The sequence below is a fragment of the Nocardioides sp. T2.26MG-1 genome (assembly GCF_950101795.1).
Lineage (GTDB): Bacteria > Actinomycetota > Actinomycetes > Propionibacteriales > Nocardioidaceae > Nocardioides.
In genome coordinates, this window is sequence record NZ_CATNLZ010000010.1 from 1 (window position 1) to 18,930 (window position 18,930).

An 18,930-nucleotide genomic window follows, 5' to 3' on the forward strand; every position below is an offset into this window, starting at 1 on the left:
TCGGTGCGGGTCATCCGGGTCTCATGGGCCCACCAGTTCGCCACCGACGTGGCGCCGACCTGCTCGGCGACCCCCACGGTGTCGGCGTGGGCGGCGACGCGGGCCTCGACCTCGGCGAGCCGCGCGGCGGCGCGGGTGAGCTCGGCCAGGGTGTGGGCGGTCTCCTCGGTGCCCATCGACCACAGGGACGCATCCGAGATCTCATCGAGGAGGGCGTGGACGGCCGTGACGGCGCGCGAGACCTGGTGTCGTGGGTTGGTCTGTGCGGTCATCGCCACTCCCGAGAAGAAGTTCGCGGCGACAGTCTATCAAGCACCAGTTCGAAAAGGCAACAGCAAATCGAGAGGGTTCTTGAGGTAGCGGACGGGGAAGCCGGCCGCGGACAGCGACGCGAAGCGGGTCCGGCCCGCTTCGCTGCCAAGGCCCGCGACCACAGGAGGCCCGCAGGCCAACGACCACCAGCGTGTGGTCTCGACAAGCTCGACCACCGACGTCCCTCGACCACCGACGTCCCTCGACCACCGACGTCCCTCGACCACCGACGTCCCTCGACCACCGACGTCCCTCGACCACCGAGGGGCCGTGGTCTCGACAGACTCGACCACCGACCGCCGGCAGCGCCTCAGACCCCCGGCACCATCCGCTCCCAGTTGGCACACGCCCGGGTGTTGGTGCGGCGCACGCCGGCGCACGGCGGCATCCGGTCGGGCCACTCGAGCTCGTCCGTGTGGACGTCGCGGACCATCAGCTCGCGGGTCGGCTGGTGCGCCTTGTGGACGACCAGGCAGTCGCACGGGACGAGCTGCTCGCCGTACCGGCGCTCGACCGCTGTGGCGGTCGGGGAGCGCAGGTCACGGAACCGCCGGGTCCACAGCAGGGAGCCGTCGCACCCGAACTCGTCGAGCATGCGCGCCACGAAGCAGACCAGGCACTCGCGCTCCTGCGGCTCCCGCTCGACCACGGCCGCAAGGTAGTGCTCGGCCTCCGCGGCCAGCGACGTCTCGCTCATGGGGACCGTTGTAGTGCGGCCCACCGACAACCCGGCCGGCGCGGAGAGTCGCGGTGGGGATCGCCACGGCGCTACCGGCAGGCGGTCACCCGCACCTCACCCGCGGAGGCGACGGGCGCGGTGAACCTCAGCACCCGCCGGCTCTCGCCGTACGCGAACCCGACCCGCCGCCCGTCGGCCTCCACCCGGCACGGCTCCCATGACGTGCCGAGCCCGGAGAGCGTCGCCCGGACGTCGTAGGTCCGCGCCCGCTCCGCGGTGAGCCGCATCGTCCACTATCTCGGGCCGACCCGCGACCGCAGGGTCTCGCCCGGTCCGAGGGTGCCGCGCCACGCTCCGACCCGCGGAGCCGAGAGGAGCGTACGGCGGCCGGCCCGATCGGCCAGCCGGACGATGCCGTCGCCGTACTCGCTGAGGGTGTCGACGGATCGCGGCAGCAGCGGCACCACGGCACCGGCTCGCAGGAACAACGGGATCGTCTGGAGCGGTGCTTGCACGGTCACGGTCTGCCGGCCGCGGGTGACCTCGGCGTGCCGCAGGTTGAACCGACCGTCGTCGCGCAGCCGCCAGGCGCGGGCGAGCTCCACCCACTGACCACGGGGCAGGTAGGTCTGCCGGGAGTCGGCGCCCTTGGTCGAGACCGGGGCGACCAGGAGGTCGCGGCCGAAGAGGTACTCGTCGTCGGTGCTCGCGGCGCGGTGGTCGCCGGGGTAGGCCAGTGCGAGGTGGCGCATCAGCGGCATGCCCCGTTGCAGGTAGGCGTCCTGACTGCCGGCGACGTACGGGTACAGCATCGTCCGCAGCCGCGTGTAGCGCTTCCAGACCGGTGCCACGGCCGGGTCGGTGACCTGGGCCCGATCGCCGGTCGCGCCGATCGCGATGCCGCCCGACTGCAGGCGCATCACCCCGGTGAAGGCGCCGAACTCGATCCATCGCGCCAGCAGCTCGGGGGACAGCACGGGGTCGGAGAACAGCGTGAAGAAGCCTCCGACGTCCGGCCCCCAGAACGACACCCCGGACGTGCCCATGGTCAGGCCCTGACGCACCGAGGAGGTCAGCCCGTCGAATCCCCACGTGGTGGTCGGGTCGCCGCCCCACACGATCGACGACTCCTTGATCGCGTCGGTCCACCCCGAGCGGTTGAACCGCAGCAACGGCCTCGGCGCCCGGGTCTCGAAGTCCCGCGCCGCGGCGTGGTACTGCTCGACGTACCGGTTGTGCATCGTCGGCCCGGGCGTGCCGTCGGCCGACACCGCGCTCGCGGGCGTGTACTCGCCGAAGTCCTCCATCCAGCCGTCGTAGCCGTCCGCGACCGCCTCGCCGAGCAGCCGCTGGAAGAGGCCGCGCCCTGCCGGCGCGGAGAAGTCGAACTGCGAGACCCGGAAGTTGGTGGCCGTGGAGTAGCGGTAGACCAGCGGGGACCCGTCGGCGTCGCGGGTGAAGGCACCCGTCGCGACGCCCTCGTCGTACACCGCCGGGTAGGTCGTGCACACCATCGGGTTGACGTACGTCGTCACCGCGGCGCCCTGGTCGTGCAGCGCCTCGGTCAGTGCCCGCTCCCGCACCGGGTCCTGGTCACCGCACGGCAGGTAGTGCGTGTAGGTCTGCGCGACCGTGACCGGCACGTCGCGCCGGCGCTGGTCCGCGAGCCCGGCCGCGGCGTCGCCGACCGGCTGCCACCAGGCTCCGTGCACCAGGGGGCCGGCCGGGGCCGGCTGTCGGCCCACCGCCCGGGTCATCCGGGCCAGGGCCCGGGCCGGGGTGGGGCCGGGGAGCACTCGAAGGTCGAGGCGGTCGGACTGCACGACCACGCGCGTCACGTCCGGGTGCTGAGGGGTGGCCAGCTCGAAGGAGCTGTCCTCGTCGTTGTCGACCAGCACCCCGTAGCCCGCCGTCGAGAGCACCCACGGCACCGGGAAGTACGTCGCGTCCGCGCGGTTGCTGAATCCGGGCGGTGGGACGAACCCGGCCACGAGCAGCGACTGGCTCGTGGTGTACGGCCCGTCGAGGACCCGGTTCTGCACCTCGCGGCCGCGGTGGTCGACGGCGTCGGAGCGTTCGCCCAGACCCAGGTAGCGCTCGGCGGGACCTGCCCGGAAGTCCATCGACACCCCGGTGACCGCGTCGCCGTGGCTCGCCACCGACACGGCGTACGCACCGTCGGCGGCGGGGCTGACCCGCACGCTCGCGGACACGGTGGGGTCGGCGGTGCCGAGCTCGACGACCTCGTCGTGCACCGCGACCACGTGGGTGGCGGGCACGCTGCCGGTCGTGGTGACGACGGCGATCGCGTCCTGGGCGACGGTGGCCAGGACCGTGCTGGTGCCGTCGACGAACCGCACCGACCAGTCCCCGCCCACCGGAGCGGTCACCACGGCGTGCATCCCACCTCGTGGCCCGTCGTCCGGAGCCGAGCCGGAGCCGTCGGGGGCCGAGGCGGCGGGTGCGGACGGCACCAGCAGGCCGCCCGCCACGGCCAGACCTGTGAACCGGACGAGCAGACGGTGAAGGCGCATGGGAGGCATGCTGCCATCAGGGACGTCGGGCTGCGGGCACGTCGCTCCACCCGACCTCGGATCCCGCCCCGCGGTGCCGTGCCGGCACGGGCCACCCGCAGTGCGGGACCTAGGACCCTGGGGCGGTCGCGGGGACGGGGCGACCATGGGGCGGTGGAGCACGCGCGCGTCCGCGTCTACTGGCTGCCGCTCGGGGCAGGCGGGCGGGTCGTGGCGCGCAACGGCCGGGCCTTCGAGGCCTGGGCCGCGCGCCGCGGGCGGCGCGAGCCGTGCGACCTCTACCACGCCGCGCTCGAGGTGCAGATCTGTGAGGCGAACTACGTCATCGAGATGGCGCCGGCCTGGAGCCGCGCGGCGCCGGACCGTGGCGTGGTCGCGACCGGTCCCGTCGGCATGCGGTGGCTGGGCGCCTCCCGCCTGTTCCGCTACGAGGTACGTCGCTGGCGCGACGGCGTGATCCCCGACCGGGACAGCGCGGTCGGCGGCGCGGTGCCCGTGCTCACGGACTCGATGCGCGCGATCCACCTGCTCGCGCTGGTGCCGCTGGTCCCCGAGCTCACCTGGGGCCGCGACGAGCTCCATCTCGGGGAGATGTGGAACTCCAACTCGCTGGTCGCGTGGCTGCTCGCCGGCAGCGGCCACGACATCGACGGCCTGCGGCCTCCGCCCGGCGGGCGGGCGCCCGGTTGGGACGCCGGGCTGCGGCTGGTGCGCACCTGGGACGAGGTCGCCGCCTAGGTCCCGTGCAGGATCCCGGCGAGCTCCTCGACGCCATCGACGAGACGGGTGCCCGGGCGCGCCCAGGAGGCGTTGGCGTCGACCGGGTGCACCGGCACGCCGTCAGGCAGCACGGACGAGGCCACGAGCTCCGCGGCCAGCGCCGTCGCGCCGGCCAGGTCGTAGCCGCACGGCGCCACCACGACGACGTCGGGCGCGGCCCCGTGCACGGTCTCCCAGAGCACCCGCTCGGACCTGGCGCCCGCCTTGCCGAGCAGCGGTACGCCGCCGGCGGCCTCGATCATCTCCGGCACCCAGTGGCCGGGGGCGTACGGCGGGTCCGTCCACTCCAGCAGCATCACCCGCGGCCGGTCCCGGTCGGCGACGCGGTCGGCGACGGCGGCGAGCCGGGCCCGCTGCGACGCGACCAGCGCGCGAGCCTCGGCGTCGTGCCCGGTCACCCGGCCCAGCAGCAGGATCGAGTCCAGCACCTCGTCGAGCGTGTGCGGGTCGATCGTGAGGACCTCCGCGGTGCAGCCGAGGTGGGCGAGGGCGTCGTCGACCACGGAGACGTCGACCGCGCAGACCGCACACAGGTCCTGGGTGACGACGAGGTCGGCGTCGAGGCCGGCGAGCGCGTCCTCGGCCAGGTGGTAGAGGTCCTCGCCGCGGGCCATCGCACCCACGACGTACGCGTCGATCTCCGCGGGCATCAGTCCGGGCGGCATCGCCGAGGTCGAGACCACGGTCCGGGTCCGCGCCTCGGGCGGGAAGTCGCACTCGAACGTCACACCGACGACGTCGTCGCCGGCGCCGATCGCGAACAGGATCTCCGTGGTGGAGGGCAGCAACGAGACGATCCGCACGCCTCGACACTAGGCCCCGGGCGTGCGTGGACAATGGGCGGCGATGGACGACCCGACGCTCGCCGTGCTCGCCCTGCTCGGCCTCGCGGGGCTCGCGGCGGGGTTCGTCGACGCGGTCGTGGGCGGCGGCGGGCTGATCCAGCTGCCCGCGCTGCTGCTGGGCCTCCCGGGTGCCAGCCCGGTGCAGGTGCTCGCCACCAACAAGCTCGCCTCGATCTGCGGCACCACGATGAGCAGCGCGACGTACTACCGCCGGATCCGGCCCGACCCGCGCACGTTCGGGCCGCTGATGCTCTTCGCGTTCGCCGGGTCGGCCGGCGGTGCGGTCGTCGCGAGCCACATCCCGGGCGACGCCTTCAAGCCGATCGTGCTGGTGGCCCTCCTCGTCGTCGGCGCGTGGGTGCTGCTCCGGCCGGCGCTCGGGGACGAGACGCTGCTGCGGTTCGCCGGCCACCGGCACACCACGGTGGCGATGCTGACCGGGCTGGTGATCGGGTTCTACGACGGCGCGCTCGGCCCCGGCACCGGCAGCTTCTTCGTGATCACGCTGGTCGGCCTCCTGGGCTACAGCTTCCTCGAGGCCTCCGCGAAGGCACGGCTGGCCAACTGGGCGACCAACCTCGCCGCGCTGTGCGTGTTCGTGCCGCAGGGTGCGGTGGTGTGGCACGTGGGGATCGTGATGGGCGGCTGCAATCTGGTCGGTGGCTACCTCGGGGCCCGGACGGCGGTCGCGCGCGGCGCCGGCTTCGTGCGGGCGTTCTTCGTGGTGGTGGTCGCGGCGTTCGTGGTCCGCATCGGCGGCGACGTGCTGGGGGTCTGGTCGTGAGCAGCTACCTCACCGTCGCCCGCGACGCCGAGGCCGAGATCGAGGTCAAGCGCTCGCGCTTCCGGTGCACGCTGGTGCGGGTCGAGGACGAGGATGCCGCGCGCGCGGTCGTCGACCGGCTCCGCCGCGAGCACTGGGACGCCCGGCACCACTGCTCCGCCTTCAGGATCCGGCCGAGCATCCTGGGCCCGTCCGGTCAGCTCGAGCGCTCCTCCGACGACGGCGAGCCGGCCGGCACCGCGGGCGCACCGATGCTCGAGGTGCTCCGGGGCCGGGAGGTCAGCGACGTGGTCGCGGTCGTCACCCGGTGGTTCGGCGGCACGCTGCTCGGTGCCGGCGGACTGGTGCGGGCGTACGGCGACGCCGTACGCGCCGGCCTCGACCGGGCCGGCACCCTGCGGCGGACGCTGGTGCGCGAGCACGTCCTCGAGCTCGACCACGCCGACGCCGGCCGGGTCGAGAGCGAGCTGCGGTCGCGGGGCGTGGCCGTGCTGGACTCCGCGTACGCCGCCCGGGTCACCCTCCGGCTCGGCGTGCCGCCCGAGGGAGAGGCGCGGCTGGCCGCGCTGCTCGCCGAGCTCACCGCGGGCGCCGCGGAAACCACTGCGGCCGGCGAGCGCTGGGTCGATAGCCTCCCCACATGAGCATTCCCGTGGATCTCGCGGATCTCCCGACGACCCTCGCGGACTTCGACCGCGGCTACCTGCTGACGACCTCCGACGATCGGGTCAAGGCGGTGTCGGTGCGCGCCGAGCCCGCGGGCGACGCGCTGCGGGTCGCGACCCCCGGGCGCGGCTCGGTCGCCAACGTCGCGGCCAACCCCGTCGCCACCCTGCTGTTCCCGCCGCTCCAGGCCGGCGGCTTCACGCTGCTCGTGGACGGGTCGGCAGACGTCGACGGCGACGACGTCGTCCTCACGCCCAGCGGTGCCGTGCTGCACAAGGCGGTCGCATGAGCACCTCGCCGTTCTGGGTCAGCGCGTTCCTCGACTTCGCCGCCGACGACTTCGGGCGGGGCGTGGGGTTCTGGCAGGGCGTCACCGGCTACGAGCTCTCCGAGCGGCGCGGCGTCGACGGCGCGTTCGCGACGCTGGTGCCGCCCGACGGCGACGACTACCTGCGCGTCCAGCGGCTCGGCGACGGCGACGGCCGGGTGCACCTCGACCTGCACGTCGAGAGCCCGGCGACGGCCGCCGAGGCCGCGATCGAGCTCGGCGCCCACGTGCTGATGCGGCACGAGCAGGGGTACGTCGTGCTGCGCTCGCCCGGCGGCTTCGAGTTCTGCTTCGTGCGCCACCACGCGTCGCGACGGCCCGCGCCGGCGACCTGGCCGGACGGCAACCGGTCGTACGTCGACCAGGTGTGCCTCGACCTGCCGCCCGAGCACCACGCGGCCGAGGTGGCGTTCTGGCAGGCGTTGACCGGCTGGGACTTCACCGACTCGGTGTCGCCGGAGTTCTCCCGGCTCCACCCGCCGGACGACCAACCGCTGCGGTGGCTGCTCCAGCGCCTCGACGACCACGGCGGCGCGGTCACCGCGCACCTCGACCTGGCCGCCGACGACCGGGAGGCCGAGGCGGCCCGGCACGTCGGGCTCGGCGCGACGGTGGCACGGGTGCACGAGCACTGGACCGTGCTGACCGACCCCGTGGGGACGACGTACTGCATCACCGGGAGGAAGCCGTGACCGAGCGCATCGACCCGCCGCTCGCGGCCGACGAGAAGACGACGCTGCTGGGGTTCCTCGACTACCACCGCGACACGCTGCGGCTGAAGACCGCCGGCCTCGACGCCGCCCAGCTCGCCGCGACGCTGCCGCCGTCGGAGATGACGCTCGGCGGGATGCTCAAGCACCTCGCGCTCGTCGAGCACTCCTGGCTGCGCCGAGTGTTCCTCGGGGAGGAGTTCGCGGAGCCGTGGGCGTCGGCGGACTGGGACGCCGACTGGGACTGGGACTGGCACAGCGCCGTCGACGACACCCCCGAGCAGCTCCGGACGCTGTTCGACGAGACCGTCGCCGACTCCGACGGGGTGCTCGCCGGCGCGAGCCTGGACGACCTCGCGGCGCGGCCCGACAGGCGCGGCGAGCACGGCTCGCTGCGCTGGATCGTGCTGCACCTGGTCGAGGAGTACGCCCGCCACAACGGCCACGCCGACCTGATCCGCGAGTCGATCGACGGCGTCACGGGGGAGTGAGCCGGACCCGCGCGCGTACCCGGGCGATGCTCACCCCCCGGCGGGACGGGAGCCGACGGCCCGCACCAGCGCCAGCGCGTCCTCGACGCTGCCGGTGACGTCGCGGATCGGGAACAGGGTGGCGCGCACCACCCGGTCCGCGTCGACGACCAGCGTCAGCCGCTTGAGGCGGGTGGCGCCCGCGTGGCGGAAGGTCGGGAGCCGCAGGGCGGTCGCGAGGCCGAGGTCGGCGTCGGAGACCAGCGGGAACTGGATCCGGTTCTCCTCGGCGAACCTCGCCTGCTCCTCGGGCCGCTGGGTGCTGACGCCGACGACGGCGGCGCCGAGCTCGGCGAATTCGCCCAGCCGGTCGCGGAAGGTGCAGGACTCGAGCGTGCAGCCGGGTCCTCCCGTCACGGCGTCGATCGCCGGCAGCGAGGATCCCGGGTAGCAGTAGACGACGGTGTACGCCGCATCGGTGATCGGGTCGTCGCTCAGCGGCGGGACCCGGGTGCCGACCAGTCCTGCGACACGGTGCGACTCGGCGCTGTCGGCCGGGGCGGTGGCCGTCGTCGTACCGTCGCCGAGCAGCCAGGTGTCGCCCCATTCCTGGAGGGCGGCAAGCACCGGCAAGGTCGCGCGGCCGCGCTCGGTGAGCCGGTACTCGAATCGGTCAGGTCGCTCCTGGTAGCGGACCCGCTCGAGGACCTGGGCCTCGACCAGTGCGACCAGTCGTTGCGCGAGCACCTTGCGGGAGATGCCGCTCTCGGCGAGCAGTCGCTCGAACCGGCCGCGGCCGCGGGCGACGTCCCGCAGGACGAGGACCGACCAGGCGTCCCCGAGGACGGCGAGGGCGTGGGCCACCCCGCAGTCGTCATCGGGGATGCGCGCCGCCATGCCGACATCCTAGAGTGCGTTTCTCATCGAAACTGACTGGGAGGCGGCCGTGCGGCACGTGCCAAGGGTGGTGTGGGCGCTCGCGGTGGCGCGCTTCGTGAGCTCGAGCAGCTCCTACGTGATGCTGTTCTTGACGCTCTACCTCACCGGGCCGCGTGACCTGCCGATCACCGGCGCGGGCCTGCTCGCCGGTGCCTCCGGGCTCGGCTTCCTCGTCGGGAACTTCACCGGGGGCCGGTGGGGTGACCGGCACGGTCACCGACGCGTGCTCCTGAGCACGTCGATCCTCTCGGGACTGGTGGTGACGGCGGTACCGTGGCTGCCGCTGGCGGCGCTGGTGGTGACGCTGCCCTGCAGCACCTACCTCTCCGCGGTGGCGGGGGTGTCGACCGGCGCGCTGGTCGCGCTGGCTGTCCCGCGCGGGGACCGGCGTACGTCGGTGGCGATCGGACGGGCCGCCTCCAACGCCGGCTTCGTGCTCGGCCCGCCGCTGGGCGCCCTGCTCGTGGCGCACAGCTACGACGCACTGTTCGTCGTCGACGGTGTGCTGACGGCGGTGGTCGCGGTCGCGGTGACGGCCGCGCTGCCCCGCGACGAGCCCGTCGCGGCGGCAGACGGGGGCCCAGGTCTGTGGAGTGCGCTCCGCGCCGACCGCGCGCTGGTGACGCTGCTGACCGCGGTCGTCCTGGTCGACCTGGTCTACCGGCAGCTCTACACGACGCTGCCGGTGCACCTGCACGACGCCGGCCGGCCGGTCGCCCTCTACACGACGCTGCTCGCGGTCGGGTCGGGGTTGATCCTGCTGCTCGAGGTCCCGGTCGCGTTGGCGCTCCGGAACCGCTCGGCGTACCCCATCATCGCGGCCGGCTACGCGCTGGTCGGGGTCGGCGCCGCCATGTTCGCCCTCCCAGTCACCGTGGCCGGCGCCCTGCTCGCCATGGTCGTCCTCACCGGGGGCGAGATCCTCTACAAGACGACCGCGACCGCGCATGTCCTGGACTCGGCGCCCGACCATCTGGTCGGCCAGTACCAGGGCCTCTACACCGGTGCCTCGACCAGCGGCTCGCTGCTCGCCGGGCCGGTCGGCGGCGCGGTGTACGCCCTGGCTCCGGACGTGCTTTGGCCCCTGTGCGGCGTGCTGTGCCTGGCGGCCGCGGGGCTGGTGCTCAGCTCGGCTCGGCGAACCCCGGCAGCGACTCGGTGAGGATCTGCCGGAACGGCGCCTCGCACTCCAGCTGGCACAGCACGCCGACGCCGGCGAGCCAGGTGCGGTGGATGAGCAGGTACGACGGCGGCAGGTTGATCTTCATGCCGACGGTGTACGACGGGTCACGGGGGTCGTTGATGCGGGCGAACTGGCTGCGCATCCACTCCCGCGAGAACCGGAACCGCTCGACCTTGGTGGGCTCCACGAACGGCGCCAGGTAGTCCAGCAGCTGGTGGGGGTCGACCTTGATCCGGTCCTTGATGAACCCCTCGCGGCGCAGCCCGTCGAGCAGCTCGTCGGGGTCCTCGATCGCCGCGACGCGCAGCAGCCGGCCCATCGCCTCGGGCAGCCCCTGCTCGGGCAGCCGCGCGACCGCGCCGAAGTCGAGCACGCCGAGCCGGCCGGGTGAGCCGTCGGGCCGCGGCAGGACCCGGTAGTTGCCGGGGTGCGGGTCGGCGTGCAGCATGCCGGTGCGGGCCGGCCCCGAGAACAGGAACTTCACCAGCAGCTCGCCGTAGTGGTCGCGCTCCTCCTGGGTGCCGCCGGCGATGATCGAGGCCAGGGAGGCGGGGCTCTCCAGCCACTCGGTGACCAGCACGGTGTCGCCGACGGCCACCACGTCGGGCACCACGATCTCGGGGTCGTCGCGGAACGCCGCGGCGAACGCCGCCTGCGCCTGCGCCTCGAGCTGGTAGTCGAGCTCGTCCTCGGCGCGCGCCTGCAGCTCGGCGACCAGCGGCTTGAGGTCGAGGCCCGGCACCAGCGGCGCGGCGGTGCGGGCGACCCGGGAGAGCGCGCGCAGGTCGGCGTGCAGCGCGTCGGCCGCGCCGGGGTACTGCACCTTCACGGCCACCTCGCGGCCGTCGTGCCAGCGGCCCTGGTGGACCTGGCCGATCGAGGCCGCGGCGGTCGGCCCGCCGTCGAGCCAGACCAGCTGCTCGCGCCAGTCGGGTCCGAGGTCGTGCTCCAGGATGTCGCGGACGGTCTGGGTGGGCATCGGGGGTGCGGCGTCCTGGAGCCGGGTGAGGTGCTCCCGGTAGGGGCCCGCGACCGCCTCGGGGAGCGCCGACTCCATGATCGAGAGCATCTGCCCGACCTTCATCGCGCCGCCCTTGAGCTCGCCGAGCGTGCGGAACAGCTGCTCGGCGGTGCGCTGCTGGATGTCGGTCATCACCGCGTCGGCCGACGCGCCGCCGATCCGCCGGCCGAGGCCGACCGCGCTCCGCCCGGCGTACCCCAGCGGCAGGGCGGCGAGCCTCGCCGTCCGGGCCACTGCCTTGCGGGGGAGCTCGGTCACCCGGTCATTGTCCCCGACGAGCGAAACCCGCGAGCGGCATGGGCGCGGCGCGCCGGGGTACGGTCCCCCGGTGAGCCGGGAGTACGACGCCGTCGTCGTCGGCGCCGGGCCCAACGGGCTGGTCGCCGCCAACCATCTCGTCGACCGGGGCTGGTCGGTCCTGGTGCTCGAGGCGCAGCCGGACGTCGGTGGCGCGGTCGCCAGCGACCGCGCCGTGCACCCCGACTTCGTGCACGACACGTTCAGCGCGTTCTACCCCCTCGCGGCGGTGTCCCCGGCGATCCAGGGCTTCGGCCTCGAGCGCCACGGCCTGCGCTGGACGCACGCCCCGGCCGTGCTCGGCCACCACCTCCCCTCCGGTGCGTGGGCGATCCTGCACCGCGACCGCGAGGTGACCGCCGGGCTCCTGGACGCCCAGCACCCCGGCGACGGCGAGGCCTGGCTCGCGCTGTGTGCCGACTGGGACCGGATCGGGGACGCGGTCGTCGCCGGCCTGCTGACGCCGTTCCCGCCGGTCCGACCCGCTCTCGCGGCGCTGCCCCGGCTGCGCTCGGTCGGCGGCCTGCGCTTCGTCCGCGAGCTGCTGACCCCGGCCGCGGAGCTGGGCCGGCACCGGTTCGGCGGCGAGGCCGCCCGGATCCTGCTGGCGGGCAACGCCGGCCACGCCGACATCCCGCTGAGCGCCCCGGGCTCGGGGCTGATGGCGCTGATGATGAGCATGCTCGGCCAGACGGTCGGCTTCCCGGTGCCGGTCGGCGGCGCGGGCGAGCTGGCGCAGGCGCTCGCGCGCCGGCTGCGGACGGCGGGGGCGGACCTCCACTGCGACAGCGAGGTCACCGCGATCGAGGTCGCGAGCGGCCGGGCGGTCGCGGTGCGCACCGCGACCGGCGAGCGGTACGCCGCCCGGCACGCGGTGATCGCGGACGTCGCCGCGACCAGCCTCTACGGCCGGCTGCTCCCCGCGGACGCCCTGCCCCGGCGCACGCGGGAGGCGATGCGGTCCTTCGAGATGGACCCCGGGACGGTCAAGGTGGACTGGGCCCTCTCCGGGCCGGTGCCGTGGCGGGACGCCCCGCCGTACGCCCCGGGCACGCTCCACGTCGCCGACTCCGTCGAGGAGATCGCCGAGGCGATGCAGCAGGTGGGGTCGCGGACCATCCCGGCGTCGCCGTTCCTGCTCGCCGGGCAGATGACCACGACCGACCCGTCCCGCTCACCGGCGGGCACGGAGTCGCTGTGGGCCTACACGCACGTCCCGCAGGACACCGCGCGCGACGCCGGCGACGGCACGGTGCGCGGCGTCTGGGACGAGGCCGACTGCGAGCGGTTCGCCGACCGCATCCAGGCGCGCCTGGAGCGGCTGGCGCCGGGGTTCGGCTCCCGGGTGCTCGCCCGGCGGGTGCTCGGGCCGCGCGAGCTGGAGGCGCGCGACGCCAACCTGGTCGGCGGCGGCCTCAACGGCGGTACGGCGCAGCTGCACCAGCAGCTGGTGTTCCGCCCCGTGCCCGGCCTGGGCCGGGCCGAGACCCCCGTGCGCGGTCTCTACCTGGGCTCGGCGGCCGCGCACCCCGGTGGTGGGGTGCACGGCGCGCCCGGCACGAACGCCGCGCGCGCCGCGGTCGCCCACCGCCGCGCGCGGTTCCTCGTGCGCCGCTGAGCCCAGGTTCCGTCAGACCCCGGTCGGGGTGTCCGTCGGGGTGTCCGTCGGGGTGTCCGTCGGGGTGTCCGTCGGGGTGTCCATCGGGGTGTCCGTCGGGGTCGGTGTCTCGGTGGTCGTGCCCTGGCACGCGTCGAGCCGAGCCTGGGCCTTGGTGAGGCGCTGCCGCTGGGCCTTCTTCACGTGCGCGGCCTTGGCCTCGGCCGCCTTCGCCTTCGCCAGGGCACGAGCCGCGGCTCCCTTCTCGCGGCCGGTGGCCTCGGCCAGGTCCGCGGCGGCCTCCACGGCAGCCGCGTGCTTGCGCTCGAAGACCGCGGCGACCCGGGCCAGCGCGTCCTCCGCCTTGGCGACCTGGGCGGTCTGCCGGGCGCACGAGGCGGCCGGGTTGCCGCCGTCGCCGGCGCTCGCGACGGCCACCGCGCCGGCAGCGCCTGCGGTGAGCACGACGGTGGTGGCCGCGGCCGCGACGGTGCGTGTGATGTGTCCCATGTGGTGCCCTTCTGCAGATGTCCCCCGACACGGTGTGCCTCCGTGGCACACACTGAGCGCTTCGGCCAGGGGACGGGTCTACTTGAGGGGCAGGGGACCTGCCCGATCGGGCAGGTCCCCTGGGGCAAGGCTCAGGCGCTGGGTGAGGTCGGCGGGGTCAAGTCCGCTGGGGTGGTGTACGAGGTGATCCCTCGGTTGGGTGTGTCGGTCAGGCCGTGAGGGCCTGGAGTTCGTGCTCGGGCACCTCCTCGGTGTGGTCGGTGTCGAGGGCCTGTGCTCGGGTGAGGACGTCGAGTCCGAGGTAGCGGCGGCCCTCGGTCCATTCGTCGTGCTGCTCGGCCAGGACGGCGCCGACGAGGCGGATGATGCTGGCGCGGTCGGGGAAGATGCCGACCACGTCGGTGCGGCGGCGGATCTCGCGGTTGAGGCGCTCGTTGGGGTTGTTGGACCAGATCTGGCGCCAGATCTCCTTGGGGAACGGCGTGAACGCGAGGATGTCCGCACGAGCGCCGTCGAGGTGCTCGGCCACGGCGGGCAGCTTCTCGGTCAGGGCGTCGACGACCCGGTCGAACTGGGCGTGCACCGCCTCGGCGTCGGGTTGGTCGTAGATCGAGTGCAGCAGCGCCTTGACCCACGGCCACGAGCTCTTCGGGGTCGCTGACATCAGGTTCGCTGCGTAGTGGGTCCTGCAGCGCTGCCAGCCCGCGCCCGGGATCGTGGCTGCGATGGCGGCGACCAGGCCGGCGTGGGCATCTGAGGTGACGAGCTTGACCCCGGCCAGGCCGCGGGCGGTCAGGTCGCGGAAGAACGCGAGCCAGCCGGCGCCGTCCTCGCTGGTGGTGACCTGCACGCCGAGGATCTCGCGGTGCCCGTCAGCGTTGACACCTGTCGCCACGAGCACGTGCACCGGCACCACCCGGCCGCCTTCGCGGACCTTGAGCACCAACGCGTCGGCGGCGACGAACGTGAACGGGCCGGCCTCCTCCAGGCGGCGGGTGCGGAACTCTTCGACGTGCTCGTCGAGTTCACGTGCCATCACCGAGACCTGCGACTTGGACAGTCCCGTGATCCCCAGCGTCTGGACCAGCTTGTCCATCCGACGCGTCGAGACACCGAGCAGGTAGCAGGTCGCCACCACCGACGTCAGCGCCCGTTCGGCACGCTTGCGGCGCTCGAGCAGCCACTCGGGATACAGCGACCCGGTCCGCAGCTTCGGCACGGCGACGTCGAGGGTGCCGACGCGGGTGTCGAGGTCGCGGTGGCGGTAGCCGTTGCGGGAGTTGACCCGCTCCGGGCTCCGCTCGCCGAACCCGGCACCGCACACCGCGTCGGCCTGGGCAGAGAGCAGCGCGTTGACGAACGTGGTGAGCAGATCCCGCATCAGGTCAGGGCTCGCCTGGGACAGCTGCTCGTCGAGGAAGCGGGCAGGGTCGATACTGGGTACAGCGGTCATCGTCGTGGTTCCTTCTTCGAGTCGGTTTTCGCAGATCACTCGAAGGATCCACCCGGTGGCCGCGCCTACGTTGGAGGCACGCGCTCACTCAGGTCGTCGTACACCACTCTGCTGGACTCCACTGTCGGCGGGCTGGGCGGGGTGTACTGGTTCGGCGGCCCGTAGGTCACGTACTCCTCCGACGGCATCAGGATCCACAGGATCGGGTAGATCAGCAGCTGGCTGCCGGGCAGCACCATCAGCACCAGCACGAACAGGATCCGGGCCGGCCACGGGTCGAGGCCGAAACGGCGGCCCAGACCGGCGCAGACGCCGCCCAGGACCCGCCCGTCCCGCGGCCGGATCAGCCCGTTGCCGGCGAAGGTCTGGTGGATGTCGTTCATCGTGGTGCACTTCCTCTGGTGTGACTCTGGTGGGTTCCGGGGGTTCGCCCCGCTACCTCCACTGTGCGCCGGCGACAGCGATCGGCACATCGGGTGCCACCCTGCCCCGACCCTGACCTCGTCGCCCGCCCGGCTCGGGGTGGGGCGCCCGGGACCCGCGACCCCGGCCCGCCGGGCACTTGTCCTCTGGCGCACCGGGCGGGTCACGGGACAGGTTCGAGGGATGGAAGGGGTGGCGGAGCCCCGCCCAGCGGTCGACGCGCGAGCGGGCAGCGAGGGGACCAGGATCGACCTGGACGGCGTGTGCCGGTACTTCCAGGTCGGCGACACGGTGGTCAAGGCGCTCGACGACGTGAACCTGCACGTCGACGAGTCCGCGTTCGTGGTGGCGCTCGGAGCGTCGGGCTCGGGCAAGACCACGCTGTTGAACCTGATCGGCTCCCTGGACGCGCCCACGGCCGGGACGGTCCGGCTCGCCGGGGTCGAGCTGACCACCGCGTCCCGGGCCGAGCGCACCCGCGCCCGGCGCAGCACGGTCAGCTTCATCTTCCAGAGCTTCAACCTGTTCCCGGGGCTCACGGCCCTGGAGAACGTCCAGTTCGGCGCCGACGTCGCCGGGCGGGACGCACCCGAGACGGTGGCGCGCCAGGTCCTCGAGAGCGTGGGGCTCGGCGACCGGGCGCGCCACTTCGCCCACCAGCTCTCCGGCGGAGAGCAGCAGCGGGTGGCGATCGCCCGCGCGCTGGCCACCGGCAACCCGATCCTGCTGGCCGACGAGCCCACCGGCGAGCTCGACTTCCACACCGGCGTGCAGATCCTGGAGCTGCTGCGCGCGCAGGCCGAGGCGGGCAAGACGGTGATCGTCGTGACCCACAACCGTGAGATCTCGCGCGTCGCCGACCGGGTGATCGAGCTCTCCAGCGGTCGGATCGTCGCCGACCACCGGCCGGTCGGCGGCCCGGCCGCCATCGCGGACCTGCACTGGTAGGCGTCGACCATGGCGCAGACCGGGCTCTGGCTCCGCTGGTCGTGGCGCGACCTGCGCCGGCGCTGGCCGGTCGTGACCGCGATCGCGCTGGTGATCGCGCTCGGCACCGGCACGTACGCCGGCCTGCTCAGCACCTCGGCGTGGCGCACGCAGTCCAACGACGCGAGCTTCGCGCTGCTCAACACCCACGACCTGCGGGTGGCGCTGCCCAGCGGCAGCACCACCGAGGAGGGGCGGCTGGCGGCGGTCGTGGCGAGCCTCGAGCACGCCGGCGACGTGGCGGCGGCGCGCGAGCGGCTCGTCGTACCGACGCAGATCGCGGGGCCCGGCGACCTGCTGGTGACCGGCGAGCTGGTCGGCACGGACACCCTCCCGGGTGCCGCCGTGGACGGGGTCCACGTCACCCGGGGTCGGGCGCTCGGCGCGGCCGACGACGGCGCCGGCGCGGTGGTCGCCGACGAGTCGTTCGCGGACAAGAACCACCTCACCGTCGGCAGCGAGCTGACCGTCTCGGGCGGCGCGCGGCTCGAGGTCGTGGGGCGCGGGCAGTCACCGGAGTACTTCATCGTCACCGGCGGCCAGGGCGGCCTCCCGTTCCTGACGCAGAAGGGGTACGGCGTGCTCTTCGCGTCCCTGCACACGGTGCAGCGGGCGGCCGGCGCGGACGGGCAGGTCAACGACCTCGTGCTCACGCTACGTCCGGGGGCGGACCGTGCCCGGGTCGCCGCGGAGCTGTCCCGGGCGCTCGAGATCGCGCAGCCGCCGCTCGCGGCGGACCTGACCACCCGCGACGACATCGACGCCTACCGGGTCCTGTACGACGACATCGACGGCGACGAGCAGCTCTGGAGGATCGTCGCGCTGCTGGTCCTCGTGGGCGCGGCGTTCGCGTCGATGAACCTCACCACCCGCGTCGTGGAGGCGCAGCGCCGCGAGATCGGCATCGGCATGGCGCTCGGCGTGCCGACGTGGAGGCTCGCCGTCCGGCCGTTGCTCTTCGGTGCCCAGATCGCGGTGCTCGGCGTCCTGCTGGGGCTCGGCGTCGGGTGGGCGGTGTCGATCCCGCTGCGCGACGTGTTCGTCGGGATGATCCCGCTGCCGATCTGGCGCACGCCCCTGCAGGCGGACGTGTTCGCCCAGGCTGCCGTCCTCGGCCTGCTGCTCCCGTTCGTGGCGATCGCCTGGCCGGTGTGGCGGGCGCTGCTGGTTCAGCCGGTCGAGGCGATCCGGGTCGGCCACCTCGCCGCCCGGGGGAGCGGCCTGGCACCACTGCTGAGCAGGCTGCGGGTGCCCGGTCGCGGCTACCGGCAGATCCCGGTCCGCAACGTGCTCCGCACCCCCCGCCGTACCCTGCTCACGGCGTTCGGCATCGCCTCGGCGATCACCACGCTGGTGACCACGGTCGGGCTGCTCGACACGTTCGGCGCCACGCTCGACCGGGCCGAGGCCGAGATGCTGCACACCGCACCGGACCGGGTCAGCGTCGCCCTGGACACCTTCCAGCCGCTCGACGGCGACGTGGTGCGGACCGTCGAGCAGCTCCCCGAGGTCGGCAGCCTCGAGGCGGGCCTGCGGATCCCGGCGGTCGCCGACCCCGACGGTGAGGGCGTCGACCTGCTGGTCGACGTCCTGCCGGCCGGAGCCCGCTGGCAGCCGACCCTGGTGGACGGGCAGCCCGACGGCGGACTGCTGCTGGCCGAGGAGGCGGCCGCCGACCTGGGCGTCGGCGTCGGCGACGCCGTGACCGTCGAGCACCCGCAGGCGACGGCCACCGGGCTGCGCACCGTCCGGACGACGATGGTCGTGGCCGGCCTGCACCCGAACCCGATGCGGGTGTTCGCCTACCTCGACCCGGCCGCGGCCGACGCGCTCGGGCTTGCGGGCACGGCGAACGTGATGAGCGTGACGCCGGCCGAGGGACGCAGCGCGGACGACGTGCGCCGCGCGCTCCTCGAGGTGCCGCACGTGGCGTCCGCCCAGACGCCGCAGGCCGCGATCGACGGCATGCGCACGACGCTGGACGAGTTCGTGGGGATCCTCAACGTCGCCGCGCTGATCACGCTGCTGCTGGCGCTCCTGATCGCCTTCAACACCACCAGCATCGCGGTCGACGAGCGCTCGCGGGAGCACGCCACGATGCTCGCGTTCGGGCTGCCCGTGCGCACCGTGCTCGGGATGACCGCGGTGGAGACCGTGATCGTCGGCGCGCTCGGCACCCTCGGCGGCATCGGCGGCGGCTACCTCGTGCTGCGCTGGATGTCCGCGACCACGATCTCCGACGTGCTGCCCGAGGTCGGCGTGACCGCCTCGCTGTCGGCGACCACGGTGGTGGGCGCGCTCCTGCTCGGGATCGCCACCGTCGGCCTGGCCCCGCTGTTCACGCTGCGCCGGATGCGGCGTACCGACATCCCGTCCGCGCTGCGCGTCATGGAGTGAGCCGGCGCCGCCGCG

The 18,930-nt window shown here is 74.0% G+C and carries 19 protein-coding genes and 1 pseudogene; 10 read left to right on the top strand and 10 right to left on the bottom strand.

The window, feature by feature from the left end; all coding sequences use genetic code 11:
• The 4 genes and pseudogenes from QQZ14_RS09145 to QQZ14_RS09160 all read right to left on the bottom strand — a co-directional run.
• Positions 1–272: pseudogene (locus QQZ14_RS09145) on the bottom strand (HNH endonuclease signature motif containing protein); the annotation flags it as partial.
• 350 nt (positions 273–622) lie between these two features.
• Complete coding sequence (locus tag QQZ14_RS09150; protein WP_284533950.1) at positions 623–1,009, bottom strand: DUF2695 domain-containing protein; 387 nt, start codon at positions 1,007–1,009, stop codon at positions 623–625.
• Positions 1,010–1,080: 71 nt separating this feature from the next.
• A complete protein-coding gene (locus QQZ14_RS09155) occupies positions 1,081–1,278 on the bottom strand; it encodes a hypothetical protein (RefSeq protein WP_284533951.1) in 198 nt (65 codons plus the stop codon).
• A 6-nt stretch (positions 1,279–1,284) separates the two neighbouring features.
• Positions 1,285–3,525, bottom strand: coding sequence for a TIM-barrel domain-containing protein (locus QQZ14_RS09160; protein WP_284533952.1), 2,241 nt, complete (start codon positions 3,523–3,525; stop codon positions 1,285–1,287).
• A gap of 153 nt (positions 3,526–3,678) precedes the next feature.
• Between QQZ14_RS09160 and QQZ14_RS09165 the strand changes: the two genes are divergently transcribed.
• Complete coding sequence (locus QQZ14_RS09165) at positions 3,679–4,263, top strand: hypothetical protein (RefSeq protein ID WP_284533953.1); 585 nt, start codon at positions 3,679–3,681, stop codon at positions 4,261–4,263.
• Here the strand turns inward: QQZ14_RS09165 and QQZ14_RS09170 are convergent.
• A complete protein-coding gene (locus QQZ14_RS09170) occupies positions 4,260–5,108 on the bottom strand; it encodes an ABC transporter substrate-binding protein (RefSeq protein ID WP_284533954.1) in 849 nt (282 codons plus the stop codon). The genes QQZ14_RS09165 and QQZ14_RS09170 overlap by 4 nt on opposite strands.
• A 43-nt stretch (positions 5,109–5,151) precedes the next feature.
• Here QQZ14_RS09170 and QQZ14_RS09175 point away from each other — a divergent pair, with 43 nt between their 5' ends.
• From QQZ14_RS09175 to QQZ14_RS09195, 5 genes are read left to right on the top strand one after another with little or no spacing between them, the layout of a single operon-like run.
• The gene (locus QQZ14_RS09175; protein ID WP_284533955.1) at positions 5,152–5,934 is read left to right on the top strand and encodes a TSUP family transporter; all 783 of its coding nucleotides are present in this window, start codon (positions 5,152–5,154) and stop codon (positions 5,932–5,934) included.
• A complete protein-coding gene (locus tag QQZ14_RS09180) occupies positions 5,931–6,578 on the top strand; it encodes a YigZ family protein (RefSeq protein ID WP_284533956.1) in 648 nt (215 codons plus the stop codon). Before QQZ14_RS09175 ends, QQZ14_RS09180 begins: the two co-directional genes overlap by 4 nt.
• On the top strand, positions 6,575–6,889 hold the full coding sequence (locus QQZ14_RS09185) for a pyridoxamine 5'-phosphate oxidase (protein ID WP_284533957.1): 315 nt from the start codon (positions 6,575–6,577) through the stop codon (positions 6,887–6,889). The genes QQZ14_RS09180 and QQZ14_RS09185 overlap by 4 nt, the downstream gene beginning before the upstream one ends.
• Complete coding sequence (locus QQZ14_RS09190; RefSeq protein ID WP_284533958.1) at positions 6,886–7,620, top strand: VOC family protein; 735 nt, start codon at positions 6,886–6,888, stop codon at positions 7,618–7,620. The genes QQZ14_RS09185 and QQZ14_RS09190 overlap by 4 nt, the downstream gene beginning before the upstream one ends.
• Positions 7,617–8,129 (top strand): DinB family protein, encoded by a 513-nt coding sequence (locus QQZ14_RS09195; protein WP_284533959.1) that lies wholly within the window; start codon positions 7,617–7,619, stop codon positions 8,127–8,129. The genes QQZ14_RS09190 and QQZ14_RS09195 overlap by 4 nt, the downstream gene beginning before the upstream one ends.
• A 30-nt stretch (positions 8,130–8,159) precedes the next feature.
• Here QQZ14_RS09195 and QQZ14_RS09200 read toward each other — a convergent pair whose 3' ends face one another.
• Positions 8,160–9,005, bottom strand: a complete 846-nt coding sequence (locus QQZ14_RS09200; RefSeq protein WP_284533960.1) for a winged helix-turn-helix transcriptional regulator — start codon at positions 9,003–9,005, stop codon at positions 8,160–8,162.
• Positions 9,006–9,054: 49 nt separating this feature from the next.
• Between QQZ14_RS09200 and QQZ14_RS09205 the strand changes: the two genes are divergently transcribed.
• Positions 9,055–10,209, top strand: a complete 1,155-nt coding sequence (locus QQZ14_RS09205) for an MFS transporter (RefSeq protein WP_284533961.1) — start codon at positions 9,055–9,057, stop codon at positions 10,207–10,209.
• Here QQZ14_RS09205 and QQZ14_RS09210 read toward each other — a convergent pair.
• Positions 10,172–11,509: an ABC1 kinase family protein gene (locus QQZ14_RS09210; RefSeq protein ID WP_284533962.1), complete on the bottom strand. Its 1,338-nt coding sequence runs from the start codon at positions 11,507–11,509 to the stop codon at positions 10,172–10,174. The two genes, QQZ14_RS09205 and QQZ14_RS09210, sit on opposite strands and share 38 nt — an antisense overlap.
• Before the next feature lie 70 nt (positions 11,510–11,579).
• On the opposite strand from QQZ14_RS09210, the gene QQZ14_RS09215 reads away from it, so the two are divergent.
• Complete coding sequence (locus tag QQZ14_RS09215) at positions 11,580–13,166, top strand: phytoene desaturase family protein (RefSeq protein ID WP_284533963.1); 1,587 nt, start codon at positions 11,580–11,582, stop codon at positions 13,164–13,166.
• 12 nt (positions 13,167–13,178) lie between these two features.
• Here the strand turns inward: QQZ14_RS09215 and QQZ14_RS09220 are convergent, their stop codons facing one another.
• The 3 genes from QQZ14_RS09220 to QQZ14_RS09230 all read right to left on the bottom strand — a co-directional run bounded on the left by QQZ14_RS09220 (position 13,179) and on the right by QQZ14_RS09230 (position 15,491).
• Positions 13,179–13,655 carry a hypothetical protein gene (locus QQZ14_RS09220; protein ID WP_284533964.1) on the bottom strand — a complete coding sequence of 159 codons (477 nt, stop codon included), beginning with the start codon at positions 13,653–13,655 and terminating at the stop codon, positions 13,179–13,181.
• 208 nt (positions 13,656–13,863) lie between these two features.
• Positions 13,864–15,108 carry an IS256 family transposase gene (locus tag QQZ14_RS09225; protein WP_284533965.1) on the bottom strand — a complete coding sequence of 415 codons (1,245 nt, stop codon included), beginning with the start codon at positions 15,106–15,108 and terminating at the stop codon, positions 13,864–13,866.
• A 65-nt stretch (positions 15,109–15,173) separates the two neighbouring features.
• On the bottom strand, positions 15,174–15,491 hold the full coding sequence (locus QQZ14_RS09230; protein WP_284533966.1) for a PspC domain-containing protein: 318 nt from the start codon (positions 15,489–15,491) through the stop codon (positions 15,174–15,176).
• Positions 15,492–15,714: 223 nt separating this feature from the next.
• On the opposite strand from QQZ14_RS09230, the gene QQZ14_RS09235 reads away from it, so the two are divergent.
• Both QQZ14_RS09235 and QQZ14_RS09240 read left to right on the top strand, forming a co-directional pair.
• Complete coding sequence (locus QQZ14_RS09235) at positions 15,715–16,479, top strand: ABC transporter ATP-binding protein (protein ID WP_284533967.1); 765 nt, start codon at positions 15,715–15,717, stop codon at positions 16,477–16,479.
• A gap of 9 nt (positions 16,480–16,488) precedes the next feature.
• Positions 16,489–18,915: an ABC transporter permease gene (locus QQZ14_RS09240; RefSeq protein ID WP_284533968.1), complete on the top strand. Its 2,427-nt coding sequence runs from the start codon at positions 16,489–16,491 to the stop codon at positions 18,913–18,915.
• The last annotated feature ends 15 nt before the right edge of the window (positions 18,916–18,930 follow it).